General features: G+C 46.4%; 13 protein-coding genes. 4 read left to right on the top strand and 9 right to left on the bottom strand.

Features of this window, described 5'->3' with window-relative positions:
* Window positions 1-52: 52 nt before the first annotated feature.
* Together H8K52_RS02645 and H8K52_RS02640 are read right to left on the bottom strand one after the other, a co-directional pair.
* The gene (locus tag H8K52_RS02645) at window positions 53-2,278 is read right to left on the bottom strand and encodes a hypothetical protein (protein WP_186921162.1); all 2,226 of its coding nucleotides are present in this window, start codon (window positions 2,276-2,278) and stop codon (window positions 53-55) included.
* 210 nt (window positions 2,279-2,488) lie between these two features.
* Entirely contained in the window at window positions 2,489-4,357 is a 1,869-nt protein-coding gene (locus H8K52_RS02640) for a glycosyltransferase family 87 protein (RefSeq protein WP_186921160.1), read from the bottom strand.
* A 526-nt stretch (window positions 4,358-4,883) separates the two neighbouring features.
* Between H8K52_RS02640 and H8K52_RS02635 the strand changes: the two genes are divergently transcribed.
* Window positions 4,884-5,654 carry an exodeoxyribonuclease III gene (locus tag H8K52_RS02635; protein ID WP_186921158.1) on the top strand — a complete coding sequence of 257 codons (771 nt, stop codon included), beginning with the start codon at window positions 4,884-4,886 and terminating at the stop codon, window positions 5,652-5,654.
* Between the two features lie 83 nt (window positions 5,655-5,737).
* Here H8K52_RS02635 and H8K52_RS02630 read toward each other — a convergent pair whose 3' ends face one another.
* The 4 genes from H8K52_RS02630 to metX all read right to left on the bottom strand — a co-directional run bounded on the left by H8K52_RS02630 (window position 5,738) and on the right by metX (window position 9,998).
* Window positions 5,738-6,661, bottom strand: a complete 924-nt coding sequence (locus tag H8K52_RS02630; RefSeq protein ID WP_246464237.1) for a M48 family metallopeptidase — start codon at window positions 6,659-6,661, stop codon at window positions 5,738-5,740.
* Between the two features lie 84 nt (window positions 6,662-6,745).
* A complete protein-coding gene (locus H8K52_RS02625; protein WP_186921156.1) occupies window positions 6,746-8,266 on the bottom strand; it encodes an MFS transporter in 1,521 nt (506 codons plus the stop codon).
* A complete protein-coding gene (gene metW / locus H8K52_RS02620) occupies window positions 8,266-8,874 on the bottom strand; it encodes a methionine biosynthesis protein MetW (RefSeq protein ID WP_186921154.1) in 609 nt (202 codons plus the stop codon). Before metW ends, H8K52_RS02625 begins: the two co-directional genes overlap by 1 nt.
* Window positions 8,871-9,998: a homoserine O-succinyltransferase MetX gene (gene metX / locus H8K52_RS02615; RefSeq protein WP_186921152.1), complete on the bottom strand. Its 1,128-nt coding sequence runs from the start codon at window positions 9,996-9,998 to the stop codon at window positions 8,871-8,873. The genes metW and metX overlap by 4 nt, the downstream gene beginning before the upstream one ends.
* A gap of 475 nt (window positions 9,999-10,473) precedes the next feature.
* Between metX and H8K52_RS02610 the strand changes: the two genes are divergently transcribed.
* Window positions 10,474-15,609, top strand: a complete 5,136-nt coding sequence (locus H8K52_RS02610; protein ID WP_222613658.1) for an Ig-like domain-containing protein — start codon at window positions 10,474-10,476, stop codon at window positions 15,607-15,609.
* 84 nt (window positions 15,610-15,693) lie between these two features.
* Entirely contained in the window at window positions 15,694-15,843 is a 150-nt protein-coding gene (locus H8K52_RS21935; protein ID WP_425507520.1) for a chromate transporter, read from the top strand.
* Window positions 15,844-16,377: 534 nt separating this feature from the next.
* Here H8K52_RS21935 and H8K52_RS02600 read toward each other — a convergent pair.
* Window positions 16,378-17,106: a helix-turn-helix transcriptional regulator gene (locus H8K52_RS02600; RefSeq protein ID WP_186921148.1), complete on the bottom strand. Its 729-nt coding sequence runs from the start codon at window positions 17,104-17,106 to the stop codon at window positions 16,378-16,380.
* 317 nt (window positions 17,107-17,423) lie between these two features.
* Window positions 17,424-18,023, bottom strand: a complete 600-nt coding sequence (locus H8K52_RS02595) for an acyl-homoserine-lactone synthase (RefSeq protein WP_186921146.1) — start codon at window positions 18,021-18,023, stop codon at window positions 17,424-17,426.
* Between the two features lie 333 nt (window positions 18,024-18,356).
* Here H8K52_RS02595 and H8K52_RS02590 point away from each other — a divergent pair, with 333 nt between their 5' ends.
* Complete coding sequence (locus H8K52_RS02590) at window positions 18,357-18,593, top strand: helix-turn-helix domain-containing protein (RefSeq protein ID WP_186921144.1); 237 nt, start codon at window positions 18,357-18,359, stop codon at window positions 18,591-18,593.
* Between the two features lie 153 nt (window positions 18,594-18,746).
* On the opposite strand, the gene H8K52_RS02585 is transcribed toward H8K52_RS02590, so the two are convergent.
* Window positions 18,747-20,993, bottom strand: a complete 2,247-nt coding sequence (locus H8K52_RS02585) for a PhoX family protein (protein WP_186921142.1) — start codon at window positions 20,991-20,993, stop codon at window positions 18,747-18,749.
* Window positions 20,994-21,135: the final 142 nt, after the last annotated feature.

Genomic DNA, 21,135 nt, shown 5'->3' with positions numbered 1-21,135 from the left:
GTAATTTCTGAAATAGGCTGTCATCCGCAGTCTCTCAAGATGCTCTACACGCTCATTGACTAATTTCGATAGCGTGCAAATAAACACCTAAATCACGACTATCTTGGTTCATTTTGAGTTTTGCCGGACTCAACACCTTTGAAACAAGCAGATTGAGATCGATGCCCTTCGCCTGATTGCGCAAACGCTCCGGAACAACGATAAGCATGTCCTTTGGTATGTCCGTATTTAAAAAAGTCCACTCCCCTAAGCTTTGATTTTGTACTTGCACACTGACCGTCTGCGTTTCTCCTTGAGCCCCCATACTAACCAGTGTTGACATCTCAAAACGGAGAGTTGTATCGCCATCTTTGAGCGCGGAATGAGGAATTGATAAGTGGGCGACTGGCTGACTACTCCACATTCCATTCAATTCAGCAGAGTGCCATCCCGTGTAGCGATTTTGAGCATTGTGAAAATACCGTTCTTCATTCTTGTTGCCATTAGCATGGCGATCTGAGATGCGAATTTTTACACCAACTTTTGAATGAAAGGCACACAACTCACGAATTTGATTTTTTTCATCTAAGCGAGTTAAACGAACACTACTTGGGATGACATCGGCGCGCTGAATGACGATCCAATGTGGATGTTGAGTATCTAACTTCTGTTGATTCACACGAAGTTGCTGGGCTTCTCCACGGCGGTTTTTAAAATGCACAACGTAAGTATCAGTCTGACTGCGAATGCCATGTTCTAGATAGACCAAGATACGCGTATCCTCACCCGCATGTTGCGGCGCTGCGGTCATGAGAGCGACAAAACTACGCGCGATTTTGTCATAATTGGCGTCATGCAATGCCACATTATCCAGCTGCTCATCGAGATCTGCACCCACACTTAAAATACTAATTTTTTCATTCCATTTTGCATCGGCATAATCTGACCAATAGCTCGGCCACAAAGGAGTAAAGCGGCTGCCGCTATTGAGTCGTGGCGACAAAATTTTGGACGCATGAAAAAAATCACGATTAATCTCGACTATCTCTTCGACAGTTTTCCAACGACGCGCCTCCAGACGCATATCTGCTGCTTTGTCATCGTTAGCAGTGAACGCCTGAGCTGCCAGCAAACCAGAAAAACCAAGCACAATGATCATGGCAAGCTTGCGAACAACCGCTGCATTTTTTAGGTAATCAAACAGACCAAGTATCCCCGCAGCGTAAACGCAACTCCAACCAAAGTGCGAAAAAATCGTATGCGAATAAGCTCTAGCTTGCCCCTCCATCACCCAAGCTTGGTATTTTGCCGTGAGTGCTACTGGCACGATAGGTAGAATGGCGATAGTCAATCCGACTAACACAATACCCCGAAGAGACAGTACGGTTTTTTGTTCTTTCCCCTTGCTTGAAATAGCGATATAGAACAAGAATAAGGTAATGCAACACGCCGCAAATGCGATGGGCTGATGCAAGGATCTTTGTAAATTCCGAGTAAGATAATAGGTGATGGTTTCACTAGATCCGCTAACGGGATCATTGAACGCCAACACATAAGGGAAGAAGAATTCAAAGAGCGCTGATCCACTCATTGAAAAGTGAAATAACGTGGTCACAAACCGATGTAGGTCAAACGCTGTGACGACATGCCCGTCGTAAATACTGGGATGAAAATGTTTCCAAGCGATGTAGAGCACGGCGTACGTCAGGCTAGCGATAAAAAAACCTAAAAATACCGATGCACCACGATGACGAATTTGAAGCTTTCGAACACCAACAACAACGCTACTGCTGTCAAATTGATGATTCAGGAAAATTGCATGAGACAAAAATAGCAGAACAAAAAGTACAGTCACTCCCTCGTGATTAAACAACGAGAAAAGGAATAGAAGAATGGAAAAAATAAGGAATCCACGTCGCCCTGTTTGTACATATTGGCGCGCCAAATACAAGGAAGCAATAAACGTCGTTGCGGCCACCCAAGTTAACAGGGGATAGGTTACCAGTATCGAGCCATCCCATTTCACTGCAAAAAAAGCAGTGAAAATGCTGGCACTCAACAGTGCAAAACGATTGCCCGCAATTCTAGACAGATAAAAGAAAAACGACATAAAGAATAATACAAAGCTCCCTAGTCGCAGCACTTCGCCCCATATCGTGCCCTGTGCCTTCAAGGTATAAAGCATAAGACTGCCTGACACATAAGCCCAAATACGTCCCTGCTCTTTAGCCCACTCTCCGACCACATCTTTAGCATGATTTTGACCAAACAAAATCCATGTCGCGTCATCGGTGTGCATAGGACCCAAGTCCCAAACCCGCCAACAAATCAGGAACAATAAAACGGCGACGAAACTAAACGCGAGTTTAAGAACAAAAGATGACGAATCTATGTCGAAGCGGGAGGGGAAAAGCCTATTTTGCATAATGGATTGAGGTTGTACTTACTATGTGTTTTTAATTGCCCAACATTACATCGTGTGGATTCGCCAGCTTCCCTCCGATTTCACCTAATAAATCACCAAAGACTGGAGAAATACGGATAAACGCCGACCATCAGGGAATTGAGGCGTTTTCGATGGCTCATGTGGAAATTCATGTTTCAGATCTATCTTGACACCTGTTGCTGACGCATTGAATTGAATAATTGGCGCCTGCGACAGATCAAACCAGCCTAAGTCACTACCATTGATAACAACACGAGTTCGTGTGTTCTTACCAAAGTAGTGCCCGATTAATTTAACACCTGCGATCTTCTGCTGGGAATTTCCTGGAATGGTGATGACTGAGCTATCCCCATCAGACCAACGTCCATTCCACACTCCGCCCCCAGTCTCAATGCCACTCCAACCACTACTAAATTGAATCTTTCCTGTATCTGAAAATGCAGCGAAATCAATCACTCTCGCGTCGACACAATGTAAATTGCCATTCAAATAGCGCCACCCTTGAGCGGCATTCGCGTACCGATTGTCCAAGCCTAATACCAGTCCTTTACCACAGAGCTGTTGATCGACATTGGCATTCGAACCATGAAACAAAATCTTGCTGGCTTTACCTCGATATTCAAATTTGTAGAATTGATCAATCGCCAGCTCTGCGCCGTCTCTATGGGTCATTCGCTCTACAAAAATCTCAGGCTCTGGATTGTAAAATTCGGGAAGATGCTTCACAAATGCCTTAGCGATTGGACTAAATTCAATTTCATTGTATCGAAGGGCACTCACAGCACATAGCAGCTGAATCACAAACACAGTGATCAATAGCGAGCTATTTTTACTTTCCAATTGTCGCCACAGCATTAGAAAAAGAGCCAGAAATGGCATCCCAGCCCAAAAAGCGTAACGCATCATGCCGATTGCACCTGAATTCCAATTTCCAGTCGTCAGCGCAGGCAAAGACAGCGCAATCGAAAATAAAACGGTGACGACAACCAAAGCCAAGTATCGTAAAAAATCTGGTTGAGACTTAACGAGCCGTACCACAAGAAAAACGATACCCAACCAAATTCCAACAAAACCAATCATCATCCCTTGATTCAAATCGAAAAAGAATGAAACCAATCTCTCCCAACTCACCAAACTGGTATTTGTCGCGACTTTAACAATGATATTGGACACGCCAAACGCCCACAAATTGAAGCCGATGCTACTCAGAAAAAGCAGCACACCGATGGCAAGTCCAAGTACCGCTGGGATAGAGAATTGCTGCTTAACATTAAGCAAGGCATTCTTACTTGGCTGATAGTCGTGCACTAATCGTAGCAAGGGAACAAAAGCCAGCGCCAAGATAATCGGAGGGTTTTGTGTTGCTGCTAGACCGATCAATATTCCAGCGAAAATAGGTCGCCCATTCAAGTAAAGAAGTATCGCGGCACACAGACTGGCCGCGCTCAGCGTTTCTGGCCCTAACCAGAAACAATAACTCCACCCGCCAGAAAGTAAGAAAAGCAAAATGCTGAAAAACGCTTTGCGTTGACTATCGAAGAATCTAAAAAAACAGATTCCCAATAGCAAAATAAAACTCAGGTTAACAAATAAAAAGCTCTCAATCGGTGCTATTCCCATCTTCTGAAAAATCTGAAATGGAATGGCTGCAAGTGCCGAGTAGGTAAAGAAATGGATCGCATAAACCTGGCCGTTCATCCCGCGATAAAACCCTGGCTTGGGAACCTGTGAGTCAGTTTGCATGCCATTGACAGTCAATTGCAAATGTCCTTTCATTTCAGGAATCAGTGTCTGCAAACGCTGTATATCATTCAGTTGAATGTCCGGTGAATAGTGTGTGCCAAGCGCGTCGCTCATTAAGACATATTCATCAATATCCCCCTGCAACAGCACTTTTTTTGAAAAGAATACGGCCAAACATATGATCGCCATAAGAACGATAAATTGATGGGTTCTAGTTATTTTTTTAAACATGTTTTATTTTACGTTGTCACAGCTCACGCACAGTATTTTGTACCGTTTGTATCGATTGGCTTGCCCGATCTTTCTATTCTTAAAATTCGCTATACCCAACTGATCTATTCGCTGCCATTACAAAAACAGCCAAACTCACTTAAACGCCACGAACTCAGCGCTAAGATTGAAGAGGCTATTTTCATACACCGATGGGAAACATAAAATACCGTCACAACTACGTATCTTGATGCCGCATTGAACTCAAAAAAATGTTAAAGATTTTACCAAAAAATCCACGATCAAAACTGATGAATTTGGGCTCATGAATAAAAGCATAGAATTACGAAGGAAAAAATACCCCCCCTGGTTTTGCTCATTTTTTTTCATTTTCCGCCCATTTTTCGCTCATTAATAGAAAGTGCAAAACGCAAGCAAGTTACAATTGCTACACGTCGGCAAGCGCTGTTGCCATACCAATCAATACTATGAACACGATCTCACCATGACCAAAATTATTTCTGCCAATTTAAATGGCATTCGTTCCGCAGCAAAAAAAGGGTTTTTTCATTGGATGGAGAAGGAGTCGCCTGATTTTCTTTGTGTGCAAGAGTTGAAAGCACAGCAGGCGGATATGACTGATGAGTTTCTGCAGCCGCACGGCTACCATGGTCATTTTCACTATGCAGAAAAGAAAGGTTATTCGGGTGCTGGGGTCTATAGCAAGAAAAAACCAGATGCCGTCCACATCGGCTTTGGCAGTGCAGAATTTGATCCAGAGGGACGCTATGTGCGTTGCGACTTTGACGATTTATCGGTGATTTCTGTGTATTGTCCGTCTGGCTCATCCTCTCCTGAGCGCCAAGAAGCAAAATTCCGTTTTATGGGCGAATTTGCGCCGCATTTGAAAGACTTAATCAATGCTGGAAGAGAATTGGTGATCTGTGGCGACTGGAATATCGCGCACAAAGAAATCGATCTCAAGAACTGGAAAAGCAATCAAAAGAACTCTGGTTTCTTGCCAGAAGAACGTGCTTGGATGACGCATTTATTTGAAGAGATGGGCTGGGTGGACGTGTATCGTCGCCTACATCCAGACACGACTGGCGATGCCTATACTTGGTGGAGTAATCGTGGTCAGGCTTGGGCGAATAATGTGGGTTGGCGTATTGATTACCATGTCGCGACCGCAGGTATTGCGACCAAAGCGAAATCCGCTGCGATATACAAAGAAGAGCGCTTTAGTGATCATGCACCTTTAATTATCAATTATTAATTATTGATAAGCGCGTATTTGACGCAAAAAAAGCTTGGTGAATTCACGTTCACCAAGCTTTTTTATTCTGCAATCTAGTCGCTTCAATTCACGTCCGGAATGCCCTTCACATTACTGCGGTAGGGAGGCAAACTCGCGAGGTTGGCACCTTTAGCTCGTGCGTATAAAGGCATGACTTCAGGAAAATGTTTGCGAATTTCTTTGATCCGATCTTCTCCGGCAGGATGCGTGGATAACCATTTTGGCGGCGCTTTTTGATTTACCACACCCATTTTTTGCCACAGAGTGACACCGGCTCGGGGATCGTAACCTGAGCGTGCGGCTAAATCCATACCGACGATATCACCTTCTGTTTCGTCCTCACGGGAAAATTTCAACATGGCGACATTACCTGCCGTGCCAGCAATGCCTGCGACCATATTACCGTCATAACCTTTTGATTCGGCAAACAGGCCTAACAATTTTGCTGCGCTATTCATCGCCATCGATTTACCTGCACGTTCAGCACCATGCTCACGCAGTGCATGGGCGATTTCGTGTCCCATGATTATCGCGACTTCATCGTCAGTCAGCTTGAGGGTATCGAGGATGCCCGTGTAAAATGCAATTTTTCCGCCTGGCATGCAATACGCATTGATTTGCGGGGAGGCAATCAGGTTTACTTCCCATTTCCATTCCTTAGCGCGGGGATTCCATGGCAAAGCGAACGGGATCATTTTCTTTGCAATCGCTCGCAAGCGTATGACTTGCGGATGATTATCCGGGGCCAATTCACGTTTCTGTTGCGCGGTTTGCATCGTCGTTGTGTATTGCTGGGCGGCTTGCCCTTCTAAGGCGCCACTCGGCACAATCTTTCGCATAATCGACATTTTGCCGACGTTGACGCCTTCTTGAGGTGCGCTGTTCTGCGCCATCAGAGGCAAACTGAAAGTCAAACCTGCTGCAAGCAACAAAGATAGGGAAGAAGATTTCATAGCGACATTATGGTGTTTGAATACTTTTATCATAGCACTCTCCAATTTATAAAACTGCAAAGTATTGTGAATTTGACTTGCCCGAACTCAAACCGCGTAGGCAAACAAAGTTGATTTTCATACAGATTCTTTGCCGCTGGTTGAGCCCGATGGAGCAGCTCCCGCATCGCCTAACACTTGTTTAATCCAAGGCAGCATCAAATAGGCTGGAAAAGCCAGCAAAAAGGTGAGCAAGAAATACGAGGTATAACCCATTTCTTGCGCACCAACACCGCCGGCCCATCCAGCAATGGAACGTGAGAAGGCGAAGATGGATGACAAAATTGCGTACTCTGTTGTGGCTTTTGATTTATCCACAATCGCCATCATAAAGGCCAAGAAGGCACCAGTGCCCAAGCCTTGCGTCAACGATTCAATCGCACTCGCGCTGTACATAATCGCCTGATGTGACAGCGCAATGTCAGTACCCTGCGCGACTTGCGGAATCATCATCGCGGCAATCACGTAACCTAAGTTGGAAAATGCCTGCGTCAATCCTAGTAACCACAAGCCCTTATAAATACCAACGCGATCCGTGTACCAACCGCCGAGCACACCGCCAGCGATGGATAATGCCAAACCCAAATTGACCGAGATCATGCCAATCTGCGTATTCGTAAATCCGCTATCCACCCAGAACGGCTTGATCATAAAGCCAATCGATGAATCCGCTAATTTGAAGATCAAAATAAAACAGATAATCACGAACGCGTGCTTGCGGTTTAGTAGCGAAATCAAGGCACCAAATACCGGACCGTTTTGCAGTGATTCCCAATGCGTTGCCGAAATACGTTTGAAACCATATCGGAAGATGAATGCCGCCAACAAAATGAGCGCAACTGGAATCGACTTAAACCACCAAGCCTTCTTCAATACCGCGATGGATTCAATGCTTAGTGCGTTAAAGATCGGCCAGAGCAAGGCCAAGATAAACATCGCAATCGATAGCATCAATGCTGGGCTCTCAGTCAGAAAACCAAACTCCTGATTCGCACTAACTTTGTTCGCGTTCTCAATACGCGCATCTTCTTTTGGTGCAGATAAACTCAGTATCGCCATACCGACAAAAATCACCGCAGACAACCAATAAGTCGCGTTCCAGCCAGCATAATCAGAGAACCATAATAAGGCACCCGCGGTCAGCATACCGACACGGTAAAAACCAATCCGAAAACCGTTCGCTAGACCGAATTCACGCTTATTCAAACGTTCTATCGTATAGCCATCAATCGCAATATCATTGGTCGCCGACAATACGGTAAACACGCCGATCGCCACCCAAACGCCGGAACCAAAACCAGCGTTATAGGCGAAATACATCATCACCAAACCCATGCCAATATCGACTGCGGCCATCCAGTAGCGATGCCGACGAGTGTAATCAATGACAGGTGCCCACAAAAATTTTAATGACCACGCCAACCCGAGCAAACTAAGCAAGCCAATCTTGGATAACTCCACGCCCTGCTGCCGGAAATATACAGGAAATAGATCGTAGAACAAACCCAAAGGGAAGCCTTCTGAAAAATACAAAAGGCTTACCCAAAATAACTTGGAACGTAATAAATGCGATTTCGCAGCGGGTTCGATTTGACTCATTATGCAGATTTCTTGCGTAAACGGAAAACCGCAAGACTACCACGCAAATTCGGTAGCCAGTGTATCTGTTTGCCTTCATGCAGCGCGACGCATTCCATCACTTCTAAGCCAACATCGTCGGCCAGATCGGCAAAATCATAAATCGTTGCACAACGTACGTTGGGCGTGTCATACCATTCAAACGGCAGCGACTTTGACACTGGCATCTTGCCACGCAGCAGTGCCGTGCGGTGCGGCCAATAACCGAAATTAGGGAAGGACACGATTGCCTCGTTACCAACGCGCGCGATGTCCCGCAAAAGTGGCTCGACATGCTTCATCATCTGCAAAGATGACAAACACAAGACGGTATCAAATGCATGTTCGGCAAAAATGCTCAAGCCGTTTTCCATATCCTGTTGAATCACGTTGATGCCGCGCTTGGCACATTCCAGCACTTTATCGTCAGCGATTTCAATACCGTAACCCGTGCATTGTTTATCCGTTTGCAGATAATCGAGCATGACGCCATCACCGCAGCCCACATCCAAAACATGCGCCTGTGGTCGAATCCAATCCGCGATGAAAGCGAGATCAGGCCGTAATAATTTCAATTCTTGGACGTTCATGCAAACTCCTGCGCGATACGGTTGTAATAGGCGGCGACAAAATTCAAATAGCGCGCATCATCCAATAAGAATGCATCGTGACCATGTGGCGCATCAATTTCAGCGTAGCTCACGGTGCGCTTGTTATCCACTAGGGCTTTAACGATTTCACGACTACGTTCTGGAGAAAATCGCCAATCGGTCGTGAATGAAGCGAGCAGAAATTGTGCTTTGGTCACCGCTAATGCTTTACTCAGGTCACCGCCATGCTCACGCGCAGGATCAAAGTAATCGAGTGCCTTGGTAATCAACAGATAGGTATTCGCATCGAAATAGTCAGAGAATTTGTCGCCTTGGTAACGCAGATAGGATTCGATTTCAAACTCAACACCATAACCAAATTGGTAGTCGGCGGTTTTGAGTTCACGACCAAATTTCTCAGCCATGTCGTCGTTCGACAAATAGGTAATGTGACCGATCATGCGTGCCACGCGCAGACCATTTCTCGGCACGACTTTATGTGCATAAAAATCGCCTCCATGAAAATCTGGGTCCGTCAAAATCGCCTGACGTGCTACGTCATTGAACGCAATGTTTTGCGTGGAAAGCTTCGGCGTTGAAGCAATCACCACACAGTGACGCAGGCGTTCAGGGAATAAAATACTCCAAGCCAAAGCTTGCATGCCGCCGAGCGAGCCCCCCATCACAGCGGCAAACTGGGTGATGCCCATGTCATCCGCAACACGCGCTTGAGCACGTACCCAATCTTCTACCGTCACGACCGGAAAATCTGCGCCGTATTGTTTACCGGTCGCGGGATTGATATGCATAGGGCCAGTCGAGCCAAAGCACGAGCCTAGATTATTAATACCAATGACAAAAAATTTATTCGTATCCAACGGCTTGCCGGGACCAACCATGTTGTCCCACCATCCAACATTTTTTGGCGGATCAGCATAATACCCAGCCACATGATGCGAGGCGTTTAAGGCGTGACAGACCAGCACAGCATTCGATTTGTCGGCATTGAGTGTGCCGTAGGTTTCCACCATCAAGGTGTAGTCGGCGATGCGAGCGCCGCTCTGCAAAGGCAGAGGTTCAATGAAGCGATACGCTTGTGGCGTGACGATTCCAACGGATGACATAAGCTATTCCCTAGAGACCAGCGGTCTCAACTTTAAAAAAATAAATTTAAAAGGGGGCTAAAAGAGGGGCTGAATGAAGGAAGGTACTGCGGCATTCAAGCTCGCTTTAGCCGTATTTATTTGTTCAAATATCTATTTAGATAATTAAACCGCGCCCGCAAGCTGATTTCAAATCGGCGCAATGTTCGAAGGATAACCAAGTATAAGCGTCAGGTCAAATCTCGCGTTGGAACAGGCGGGTGATTTAAATGCACTTTAGGCTTTTCATAAAAATCACGCTGCATTCGACAAAACAACACCACACTCAATGCAAGGTGAAAACAAAGTGATAGCGTAATAGCGACGATTTCACTCTGCCATATGCCATACAAGAACCCATAAAATATCAAAAATACATTTAAAACCAACACCGCATTCATACATAATCGTTCTATACTTCCTTCGATGTAATTTTTGAATATCGAAGGGGGAAGGTATGACAAACTACAAGAATCCAAGGCGCAATCAATGCGACCAAGTCACAAGCAGAATGCCCAATGCAAAACAACTAGGAATGCTGACACTTTGGCAGAGTTTGTTATGTTGGCTGGCGTTGATACTATCGAATGTCGCAATCGCACAGATGCAACCATTGCCGAGTACTGGGCCCATTGCAGACCCAATTAGTACATCGGTTCAGGAAAGCAGTGCGAACAATGTCATACCATCGTTAACCTCGGGTGGCGCACTCAGCGTACAAGTTAGCGCTCCAGCGTTACACGGTGTGGTCACGGTAAGTGGGATGAACTTTATCTATACACCGAATGCTAACTATAGTGGACCCGATAGTTTTTCTTATACCGCGCAAAATACAGGGGGCACCTCGGCACCGGCGTTAGTTAGCATTACCGTGACACCAATCGCACCGACCGTGAATACGGTAAGTGTGAATCTCACAGCCAATTCGATCAACAATATCATCCCTGCCAATATCGTCGGCACGGCGACCACCATCAGTTTGGTTAGCACACCTCTGCATGGCAGCGCCAGCGTCAGTGGATTAAGCATCATCTATACGCCAGTTGCAGGCTATATCGGCTCTGATACGTTTCTCTACAAAGCAAGCAATATCGCTGGGGATTCAGCTCCTGCATCCGTGTCGATCTATGTCAACGGCACCCCGCCAGTCGCGAACCCCGTGAGTTCCAGCGTTGCGCAAAATAGCTCTAGTAATGTCATTAGCCCTAGCATCATCGGCACTGCTACTACCCTTGCAATCAGCGAGCTCCCAGCCCATGGCAATGCGACGGTGAGCGGCATGACGATACTGTACACACCGTCCCCCAACTATGTCGGACCAGATAGTTTCAGCTATATTGCCTCGAATGCGAGCGGCACTTCACCAGCGGCAAACGTCACTATCACGGTCAACCAAGTCGCTCCCACTGCCAACACCGTCAATGGCTTTGTCTTGGCGAACAGCAGCAATAATGTCATTCCCAGCAGTATTCTCGGAACCGCGACCAGCATTACTTTAACCAGCGCACCAGCCAATGGCTCGGCTAGTGTCAGTGGTTTAGATATTATCTACACGCCAAATGCAGGTTTTGTCGGCACCGATAATTTCAAATACATTGCCTCGAATGCCGCAGGATCCTCTAGCAATGCATCGATCTTCATCGCCGTCAGCGGCGTTGCACCAGTCGCGAATACGGTCACCACCACCGTCTTACAAAATAGCAGTAGCAATTCGATTAGTAGCAACATCACTGGCACGGCAAATAGCATTGCGATCGTCAGTCAGCCTACTCACGGAACGGTCAGCATTAGCGGATTAACTATGATTTACACACCCGCGGCTGGTTACGTCGGCGCGGACCATTTTACGTATCGTGCTACAAACTCCTATGGCACTTCTGCCGTGGCCGATGTCAATATTAACGTCAATGGCATTGCTCCCGTCGCCAATCCTGTGGCTAGAGTGGTAGTAGCAAATAGTAACAACAATAGTATTGCCAGCAGCGTCATTGGTGCAGTCGACAGTATTACCGTAGCCAGTGCCCCTTTACATGGCACTGCCAGCGTAAGTGGTTTAACTATTCTTTACTCACCTACCAGTGGCTATGTTGGTAGCGATACCTTTACCTACACTGCCACCAATAATTATGGTACCTCTGCCGCTGCGACTGTTTCAGTGACGGTCAACGGCATTGCACCGAATGCGAATGCAATCAACGCCAATGTGTTCTCCAATAGCAGCGGAAATCTCATTGCTAGTGCCACAGGTGGTGGCGCAACCAGCATTGTTTTGGTCAGCGCGCCATCATTTGGTTCTGCGAACATTAGCGGCATGTCGATTTCTTACACGCCGAATCCAGGCTTTATTGGTACGGACAATTTCAGCTATGCTGCGCAAAATGCGTTTGGTACGTCATCTCCAGCCAGCATCAGTATTATCGTCAAGGATAGTGTGCCAGTCGCAAGTGCTGTCAATGCGACCGTTTTGATGAATAGCACAGCCAACAGCATTACGCCAAATGTGATTGGTAATCCAACTAACATCGTGTTAACGAGCACACCTAGCCACGGTTCCGCCAGCATTAGTGGATTACAGATTATTTATACACCGAGCAGCAATTACATCGGTGACGATAGCTTTAGCTACCGTGCGTTCAATGCCACTGGTAGCTCTAGTAGCACTCCGGTTAACATTCGCGTCACCGGAAACGCACCTAGTGCCAACCCTATTACGACGGCGGTCTTGACCAATAGTAGCAGCAACGCTATTCCTAGCCAAACCAGTGGTGTGGTCAGCTCTATCGCCATCTTGAGCGTACCGCAGCATGGCGTAGCGCAAGTGAGCGGAACATCGATTTTATATACGCCCAATTCAGGCTACGTTGGCAATGATGTATTCACCTATATCGCTAGTAACAGCTTTGGCAATTCTCCAGCTGCCAGCGTTAACATCACGGTCAATCCAATCGATGCCCCAAACTTACCCACAGCACGCGATATCAGCATCAACGTGATCAGCAATAGTAGCAATAATCCAATCGCAGCCGCTACCAGTGGTATTGTCACGACCATTGGTATCGGGCAAGCGCCAAGCAAAGGCATCGTCAGCGTCAATGGATTGTCCATGTCGTATACCCCGACCGCAGGCTTTGTCGGTACGGATAGCTACACCTATTTCGCCACCAATAATGCGGGCAACTCCACTCCAGCCACGGTCAGAATCACCGTCACAGGCACAGCTCCCGTAGCGAATCCCATTACTACCAGCATTCTGACGAATAGCAGCAATCAAATACTCACGCCAAGTATCACTGGAAACGCCAATAGCATTAGCATCAATAGCAATCCAGCACATGGCATCGCCACTATCAATGGCATGCAGCTAAGTTACACGCCACAAGCTAACTTTATTGGGGTCGATACATTTACCTATGTGGCTATGAATAGCAATGGAAGTTCTGCGCCAGCGGCAGTCACCGTCACGGTCAACGGCATCGCCCCAACTGCCAATGCGATCGCAGTGACCGTCGATACCGACAGCAGAAATAATGCCATTGTCAGCGATACCTCAGATAACACCGTCAGTATTGCGCTGCTCACAGCGCCAGCGCACGGAAGTGCGAGCGTATCCGGTCTCGGCATGACCTACACACCGCAAGCCAATTTCTCGGGTGCGGATAGCTTTACCTATATCGCCAAAAATGCCTACGGTGAGTCCACCCCGGCGACTGTCACTATCACAGTAAAAGCTTTACCGACACTGCCTTTGCCGATCGCTAATCCGGTCAGTAGTGAAGTGATGATGAATAGCAATGCTAATCCGATTGCGGCAAGTGTTTCAGGTAGCTTCACGCAACTGAACATCAACAGAAGTCCTGCGCACGGCACAGTCAACATCAGCGGAAATCAATTTATCTACACACCGAACAAAGACTTTAGCGGTACGGATAGTTTTAGTTACCAAGCAGCGAACGCCAGCGGACGTTCAAACGACGCACTCGTCAATATCAACGTCAAGCAAACCCCGCCAATTGCGAATGCAATCAGTGAGGTTGTTGAGTCGACTCAATCCAATATTGTCGTGCGAGTCAATACGAATGGCACTTTCGACAGGATCACGATTAGTAGTCCAGCTAGCCATGGTATTGCGGTCGTGAATGGTGTCGACATTTTGTACACACCTGCAGCCAATTTCGTCGGCACTGACAGCTTCACTTATTTTGCCACGAATGCCGCCGGTAATTCGACGCCAGCAGTGGTGACCGTGGTTGTCAAAGCCAAACCACCGACACTCGCGAATGGCAATCTTCAAATCTTAGCTGGCACTTCCGCTAGCATCGATCTGGCTAGCCTTTTGAGCACTAGCGCTGGCGCGACTGCGACCTTTAGCATTGCCTCGCAAGCCGCCCATGCCAACGCCACGATGAATGGCTCACGCTTAACCGTCAATGCAAACCTCAATTACACCGGCAGCGATCAGGTGCGGATAGTGGCCAGTGTCAATGGACTTACTTCAAATATCGCCATCATCACACTCACTATTACGGGCAGGCCAGATCCCGCCAAAGATCGGACTGTGCAGGCTCTTCAGACCACCAAAGCTGCTGTCATCACACAATTTGAACGTCTGCAACTCGAAAACTTCAATAGCCGTCTCAACGAGATCGCCAGTCAGAACTCAGGTTTGCGAAGCAAAGAAGACAAAAAGAAAAATGAAGATGCCTGCAGCAAAGTGGCACTTTGGGCTGGCGGCTTAAATTCTTTTAGCTCAGTTGCGGCTGAATATGAAATTAAGCAGCACAATGGCGGGGCAAGTTTTGGGGGAGATCGCTGTATCGGCAGTCCAGATACCTTCATCGGCTTTGGCGTTGGCTATGCCAATAGCCGTGGTGAATTACGCGGGCAAAATGCCACAATGAATGCACAGGCGCGCAATATCGCGAATTACGGTCAACTCAGTCCTTTGCCATTCTTTAATTTCTCCTGGGTCGTTGGTGTCAATGACATCAGTAGTGACTACACCCGGACAACAGAACAATTGAGCAGCGCATCCGGCATGGCGAGTCCACCGATGTATGGCATCGCAGCGGCGCCAGCGAATACAACGCAGCACACCGGCAAATGGTCAGGCAAACAAAAAATGGGATCCACTTCGGTTGGCTTTGATGTCGATTTTACCGACTTCAAAATCTCACCATATCTGCGATTGGATCGCTCGGTCATCACCATTGGTGCCTATACCGAGACTGGGGATGAACGTAGCGCCCTGCGTTACCAGCCACAAAGCTTTAACAGCCAAAGAACTACGCTGGGCATGAATACCGAAACTCTGATCAAAACCCGTTTCGGTGAACTCACGCCACGCCTACGTTTTGAGTATCAAAAAGATGTCGGTAAACGTGACGATATCAAAATTAATTTCGTCGACAATCCTAATAGCACGCCGTATCTTATCAACGGTAGCAAATTAGATCGCCGATTATTCCACATGGGAATCGGTGGTGACTTACTGTTAGAAAATGGATGGGTCATTATTCTAAATTATGGCTATTACCGTTCTAACGAAGGCAATAGTTCAAACGCTCTGCGCCTACGTTTGTCTTATCGCCTATAGCCGACTAGCAAACTAACTTCAACCCAAGCCTCGTATAAAATACGGGGCTTTTTTTATTTTCAATCGATTGTATCCCGCACCAACATGTCAAATTCCCCTATTGCACCAAGCATTCGGCAAGCCTGTCTTTTTTGGCTAGAACTTGGCTGTAGCAGTTTCGGAGGGCCGGCAGGACAGATTGCCATCATGCATCAAGAGCTGGTCGAAAGACGTCATTGGATTTTAGAAAATTGATTTCTGCATGTGCTCAACTATTGCATGCAAATGCTTGGCCCAGAAGCACCGCAGCTAACCACTTATCTGAGTAAGTTATTGCATGGTAGTCGGGGTAGCATCATTGCGGGCACAATTTTTGTATTACCTTCGTTATTGCTCTGAATTCTCTTATCCTAATTATCCATTGCCACTAGTAGCCGGAATTTTTATGGCATCAAATCCGCTGTTACCGCCATCGTGATTCATGCCACCCATCGTATAGATGTGCGTACGCATAAAAAATGCCAAAATGTGGAAATTGCTGGTGCAGCATTCGTCGGCGTGATTGCCAACTTCACGATCTTTTTTTTACTATTCATATGCAGTGACCAGATGGCTGGTGTTCACGTATCGACCTAACGTCCGCGGTTTTCGCTATATCTGCCTTGCTTGCAATATGGAGATTCAAAGTCAATGCGGTGATGGTGATTATCAGTTGCGCTGTGTTTGGTTGGATCATATCTTTTCTGGGTACAAACTAAATCACCCAAAATCGCGCAGGACAATCAGCGATCAACTTGGCGTAATAATGCCCAATTTGATCGCCTTCACTACGGCTTGCTGACGTGTTTGTACATCAAATTTCCGCATGATATTGGCGACATGAAAATTCACCGTGGCTTCCGAACGGTTCAAAATTCTCGAGACTTCCCAAGAGGATTTCCCCGCGGTCACCCACTTTAAGCATTCCAATTCACTTGCGGTTAGCTTAATTCTCACTGCGGGCTGCGACGCCATCGTAACGAATTTTCGAGATGACTCTAATGCATAATCACGCAACATCGACATCACAGCCAATTCTTCTATATGTGGCGAATTGGCGGCATGATCCTTATCGTTGGCAACAAAACTCAGCATACCAAACTCATTTCCACTGCCATGCATAGGAAAACTGATGCCAGAGCGCAAACCGTAGCCGCAGGCTTGTTCATAAAATTTTCCTTGTGCAGGCCCATGAAAAGTCTCAGACTGCCAGGCAATCGGCAAGTAACTAGTTAGGCAATGTGCCACAGTGGGGTCAACATTATGCATATGCTGCTGGTCGTAAGCCGAACGCCAAGCATGTGGGAAATTGCTCACCAAATAGGCGGTTTCAAGCGGTTGGCGTTTATCAGTAACAAGTCCAAACAAGATGTTTTTAAAACCGAGTTGCGAGGCTAAGCCCTCAAGTTTGGCATTCCATTCAGTTTGGCTATTTGCCTCAAATAAACTGAGTAGTTGATTCGTTTGTAATAGGGACATTTCAATGACAATTTCGAATTAACATCCGCAAACGACGCCTTGATAACTTGTATCGCTCGATCAATGACCACGATTGACGCCTAACGAATCATGCAATCTGCATATGTAGTTTTTAATCTTATCATCAATCTGATTACGTGAAGGAGGATCACAGATCACTTTTCGCGATTTCAGCTGTTTTTTGACTTTATGAAACCTCTTTTGGATCAAAATTTAATATTGAAAATAGGTGTTGCCGCAATGAAAGGCCGTTATCTCTAGCCCTTCATTTTAGCGAATGATCAATTGACTCAATTTAATTCAGCTCTTGACTATTCTTAGTTAAGTAAGTTTGAACCTGTCACTGAATTCGCGTTCAGGACCACTAATGAGGCTTCAATGTCGACATACAAAGCCACTGCGGTTTCTACACCAATCTTCAAAGCAGGACCAAAGCGACGCGTAACGACCCCGGCTCGACGCAGCATCCGTTCGATCGATGTTGTCGTGACGGTCACGTATTGGTCGATTCCATGTTCATGTCCGTAACGAATGATTTCGCCAATCGATTGCATTGCGATAGTAGAGAAACCAAACGATTGCTGACCCTCCGTTTCGATAGCAAATCGGCTTAGCTCCCAAATACGTGGATCTTCCGGCGCAGTTTGACCATGCAACAATTCAGGAAAAGTGTCCTTCAACATATAGGGACCATCCGTCGGCAATAATCTCCAACAGCCGCGTAACAGTCCATTTGGTTCGTGCATCATCATATACAGAGGATCTATCGCATCGTAGCCATCAATCTCCATACCTCCCATAGTGGGAATTGCCCAGCCTTTACGATCACAGAAAACCTTCGCACGCAGTCTATGCATCGCGCAAAGAACAGGTTTTTGGAAACTTTGACGTGCAGCGATTTGTACTTGTAATTGCATGATATCTCCGTAGGTTTCGGGTTTTGAAGTCTTCATTTTTATGCGAAATGCATAAATCAATAACTAGTAGAACTACTAGGTTTTTTATTTTGCACTGTCTGTCATCCTATTTGTGATAGTTGAAAAACTCGTTACTCCCGCTCTTATCGAAGATTACCCAAACACTTCTGTACTGACGACATATTGAATGACGCAACCATGCTGATTACATTCAACATCCCCCCGTCATACAGGAATACTCGATAAGACTACTTTTAACCACGGATCAACAATAACTAAGCTGAGCGCTCTATGATGAACAACATCCCACCTGAAATATCCACAATGTCAAGCATGCCAACAGCACATAAACTCAAATGGCTGCGAAGGAAATTAAAAGAAAATCAAACCGAATTCTGGTCACGCTTTGGCGTTACTCAGTCGCAAGGAAGTCGGTTTGAACAAGGCATGTGTATGCAATCGCCATTGGCGATTTTATTGACCTTGTATATTGAGTCAAAAGTCAACGATGACGACCTCATGGTGGCACGTCAGGATTCGAGACTACAAAATGAAAGAATGGCAGCTTAAAGCTGAATGAAATCAACTTCAAACGTAATTTTTTAGATCCGCAGCATCCCAAGTAACAGGATCGGGTATTTAGAAATTTAAAAAGCACAAAAGAAAAGCGATACGCAGCAAATCTGCGTATCGCTTTTCTTTTTTGGTGCGATAACTTAGCTCTTAGCTACCGATACGACCGCCATCATTTTTAGTGATTACAATCGTTGCTGAACGCGGACGCTTACCTAAACCGTAGCCGGTATTTGCTGGCCATTGACTAGTGTATTTTGTTGGGTCAGCGATATTTGCTGCTGCCGTGGTTTCACCCGGATGCTGAATATTCACAAACAAAGCTTTACCATCTGGTGTCTCAGCAATACCAGTAAGTTCACAACCGACAGGGCCGACTAAGAAGCGCTTCAAAGTATCCGCAGTTGGCTTTTTGCCGACATAGGTTGTCACTGCTAGTGGTGTGCCATCTGTCTTGGTATAGTTTAATGTCACTTTTTCACCATCACCAACTTGGCCTGGCAAACCAGCTAACATCATGCAATTAGTCACATCAGTGAACGCGCCATCATCAGTTTGTATCCAGCAGATTCCTGTGGCTGGACTAAACGCCAAGCCGTCTGGGCTAGACATATCTTGGTCATTAGTCAAACTAGACAAGTTGATTTTGCCCGCGTCCGCACTAGCTTCAGCTGCGAACAAATACACGTCCCATGTGAATGTCAAAGCTGCAGAACCGTCTGTACCTTCTTTCATACGCAAGATGTGACCGTTAGGGTTACCATTTTGCGCAGTCGTGCCTTTCATGTCGGTGTAAGCACGTGGGTTAGCGGAGTCAGGTACTAACTGTGAAGAGCCAGTCGCATTCACGTTACGGTTACTATTATTCGTTAGTGAATAATAGATTTCACCATTCGCTGGGTTAACAGAACACCACTCTGGTCTATCCATTTTCGTCGCACCGACAGCATCGCCGGCTAAACGTGAATTGACGCAAATATCCGCTTGATCAGCGAACTTGTAGTTAGCGTAAGCAGCGATTTGCGCATTGCTCAAACTCAGTTCTATCCATTTACCACTGCCATCAGCGTTGAATTGTGCGACATACAATTTACCGCTATCGAGATACTTATCGCCAGTCGCTAATGGGTTAGTTGAATTCGCATCAGCCGCATCCCAGTTGGCAGTAGAAACGTATTTGTAAATGTATTCGTTACGGGAATCATCACCCATATAAACCGCTAGTGGCTTGCCTGCAACTGGCTTACCAAACGCCGCGCTTTCGTGCGCAAAACGTCCGAGTGCTGTACGTTTTTTAGCCAGTTTTGTCTTGTCATAAGCATCCATCTCAACGATGTAACCCATGCCATTCATCTCATTACGATAGTCATCACTGCCATTCGTGGAGCTGCCTGTTTTACTGATATTCCAACGCACATATTTATCTTCTGTACCGCCAGTTTCCCAACCGTGGCGTGATGGGAGTCCTTGAGAACTACCATAGCGTTTTAAGGCAACGATCGATTTTTCACCGACACGTGCGGTGTCATCAGTGGCGTTACGGGTGAAATAGCCAGCCCAGTTTTCTTCACCAGTGACGAAGCTGTTCCATGGTGTTTTACCAGTGCCGCAATTATTTAAAGTACCGCGTGTTTTTTGTCCGGTGGCGGAATACTTCGTAATCGCCAAGGCATTACCACGTACTGGACCAGACAATTCCATTTCGGTTAAGCAGGTAAAGCGACGATTGAAACTTGAATCTTTAACGTATTCCCATTTGCCGTTAGCCTTGCGCACTTCGACGAAAGAAACGCCGTGAATCGCGGTTTCTTTATCAACTTCGGACGCTGGGCGTGGCAAGCTGGATGTACCACCATTCGCGTGCAAGAAGAATGATGCTTGCTTTTCGTTGGTGGTCGCTTCGTGATTCACACCCAGCAATCCGCGCTCAACTGAAGTCAATGACGCCTTACCATCAGCGGATAAACCAAACCATTCCATACCGTCATGGTGATCACCTGCACGGTTTTCATAATCAGTATCAGTACCGTCGTTTCTATAGGCAGCAGTGCTTGCAGTCAAAGGATCACCCAAAGCATAAATGGCGCTAGCGGTATAACCAACAGGCACAATCACGCTGTCTAACAAGCTCTTAGCCACAGGTGCAAAACCCAATAATTTTTCTACTGGCTTTGGTACCTCAGGTGTGACCACCACCGGCGTGTCATTACTTCCGCAGGCACTGAGCGCGCTAGATCCAATGAAGGCACTAGCAATGGAAGCGGCACCGCCACGTAACAAACTACGACGGCTCAGACGTGAGTCCAAGATCGCACTAAAGTGTTCATTATTGGAGTGGTTATTGCCAATATCATCTGGATCTACAAACGATAGGGCTTTGTCATTCGATTTACTCATAGCTTCTTTTCCTGTGGGTGTTTAGATGAGGGGGAAGGAAGCGGGGAATCATAGTCAGCGTGTGTGACGTCTAAATGACGGATTCATGACAATAAGATGACACGGCAACATCTAGAGCGAAAAATCTAAACAAGGGTCAGCG

The sequence above is a fragment of the Affinundibacterium seohonense genome (genome assembly GCF_014284305.1).
GTDB lineage: Bacteria > Pseudomonadota > Gammaproteobacteria > Burkholderiales > Burkholderiaceae_D > Undibacterium > Undibacterium seohonense.
The sequence above is the reverse complement of the archived record's forward strand: the minus strand, read 5'-3'. Positions and strand labels throughout refer to the sequence as shown.

What these genes read in the sequence shown, in the direction of transcription:
- H8K52_RS02625 (WP_186921156.1), bottom strand. Translation starts at nt 8,266, where the DNA reads ATGAGTCAAATCGAACCCGCTGCGAAATCGCATTTATTACGTTCCAAG.
- H8K52_RS02635 (WP_186921158.1), top strand. Translation starts at nt 4,884, where the DNA reads ATGACCAAAATTATTTCTGCCAATTTAAATGGCATTCGTTCCGCAGCA.
- H8K52_RS02590 (WP_186921144.1), top strand. Translation starts at nt 18,357, where the DNA reads ATGCCAACAGCACATAAACTCAAATGGCTGCGAAGGAAATTAAAAGAA.
- metW (WP_186921154.1), bottom strand. Translation starts at nt 8,874, where the DNA reads ATGAACGTCCAAGAATTGAAATTATTACGGCCTGATCTCGCTTTCATC.
- H8K52_RS21935 (WP_425507520.1), top strand. Translation starts at nt 15,694, where the DNA reads ATGTCAAATTCCCCTATTGCACCAAGCATTCGGCAAGCCTGTCTTTTT.
- H8K52_RS02600 (WP_186921148.1), bottom strand. Translation starts at nt 17,106, where the DNA reads ATGTCCCTATTACAAACGAATCAACTACTCAGTTTATTTGAGGCAAAT.
- H8K52_RS02640 (WP_186921160.1), bottom strand. Translation starts at nt 4,357, where the DNA reads ATGGCGATCATATGTTTGGCCGTATTCTTTTCAAAAAAAGTGCTGTTG.
- H8K52_RS02645 (WP_186921162.1), bottom strand. Translation starts at nt 2,278, where the DNA reads ATGCACACCGATGACGCGACATGGATTTTGTTTGGTCAAAATCATGCT.
- H8K52_RS02630 (WP_246464237.1), bottom strand. Translation starts at nt 6,661, where the DNA reads ATGATAAAAGTATTCAAACACCATAATGTCGCTATGAAATCTTCTTCC.
- H8K52_RS02595 (WP_186921146.1), bottom strand. Translation starts at nt 18,023, where the DNA reads ATGCAATTACAAGTACAAATCGCTGCACGTCAAAGTTTCCAAAAACCT.
- H8K52_RS02610 (WP_222613658.1), top strand. Translation starts at nt 10,474, where the DNA reads ATGACAAACTACAAGAATCCAAGGCGCAATCAATGCGACCAAGTCACA.
- metX (WP_186921152.1), bottom strand. Translation starts at nt 9,998, where the DNA reads ATGTCATCCGTTGGAATCGTCACGCCACAAGCGTATCGCTTCATTGAA.
- H8K52_RS02585 (WP_186921142.1), bottom strand. Translation starts at nt 20,993, where the DNA reads ATGAGTAAATCGAATGACAAAGCCCTATCGTTTGTAGATCCAGATGAT.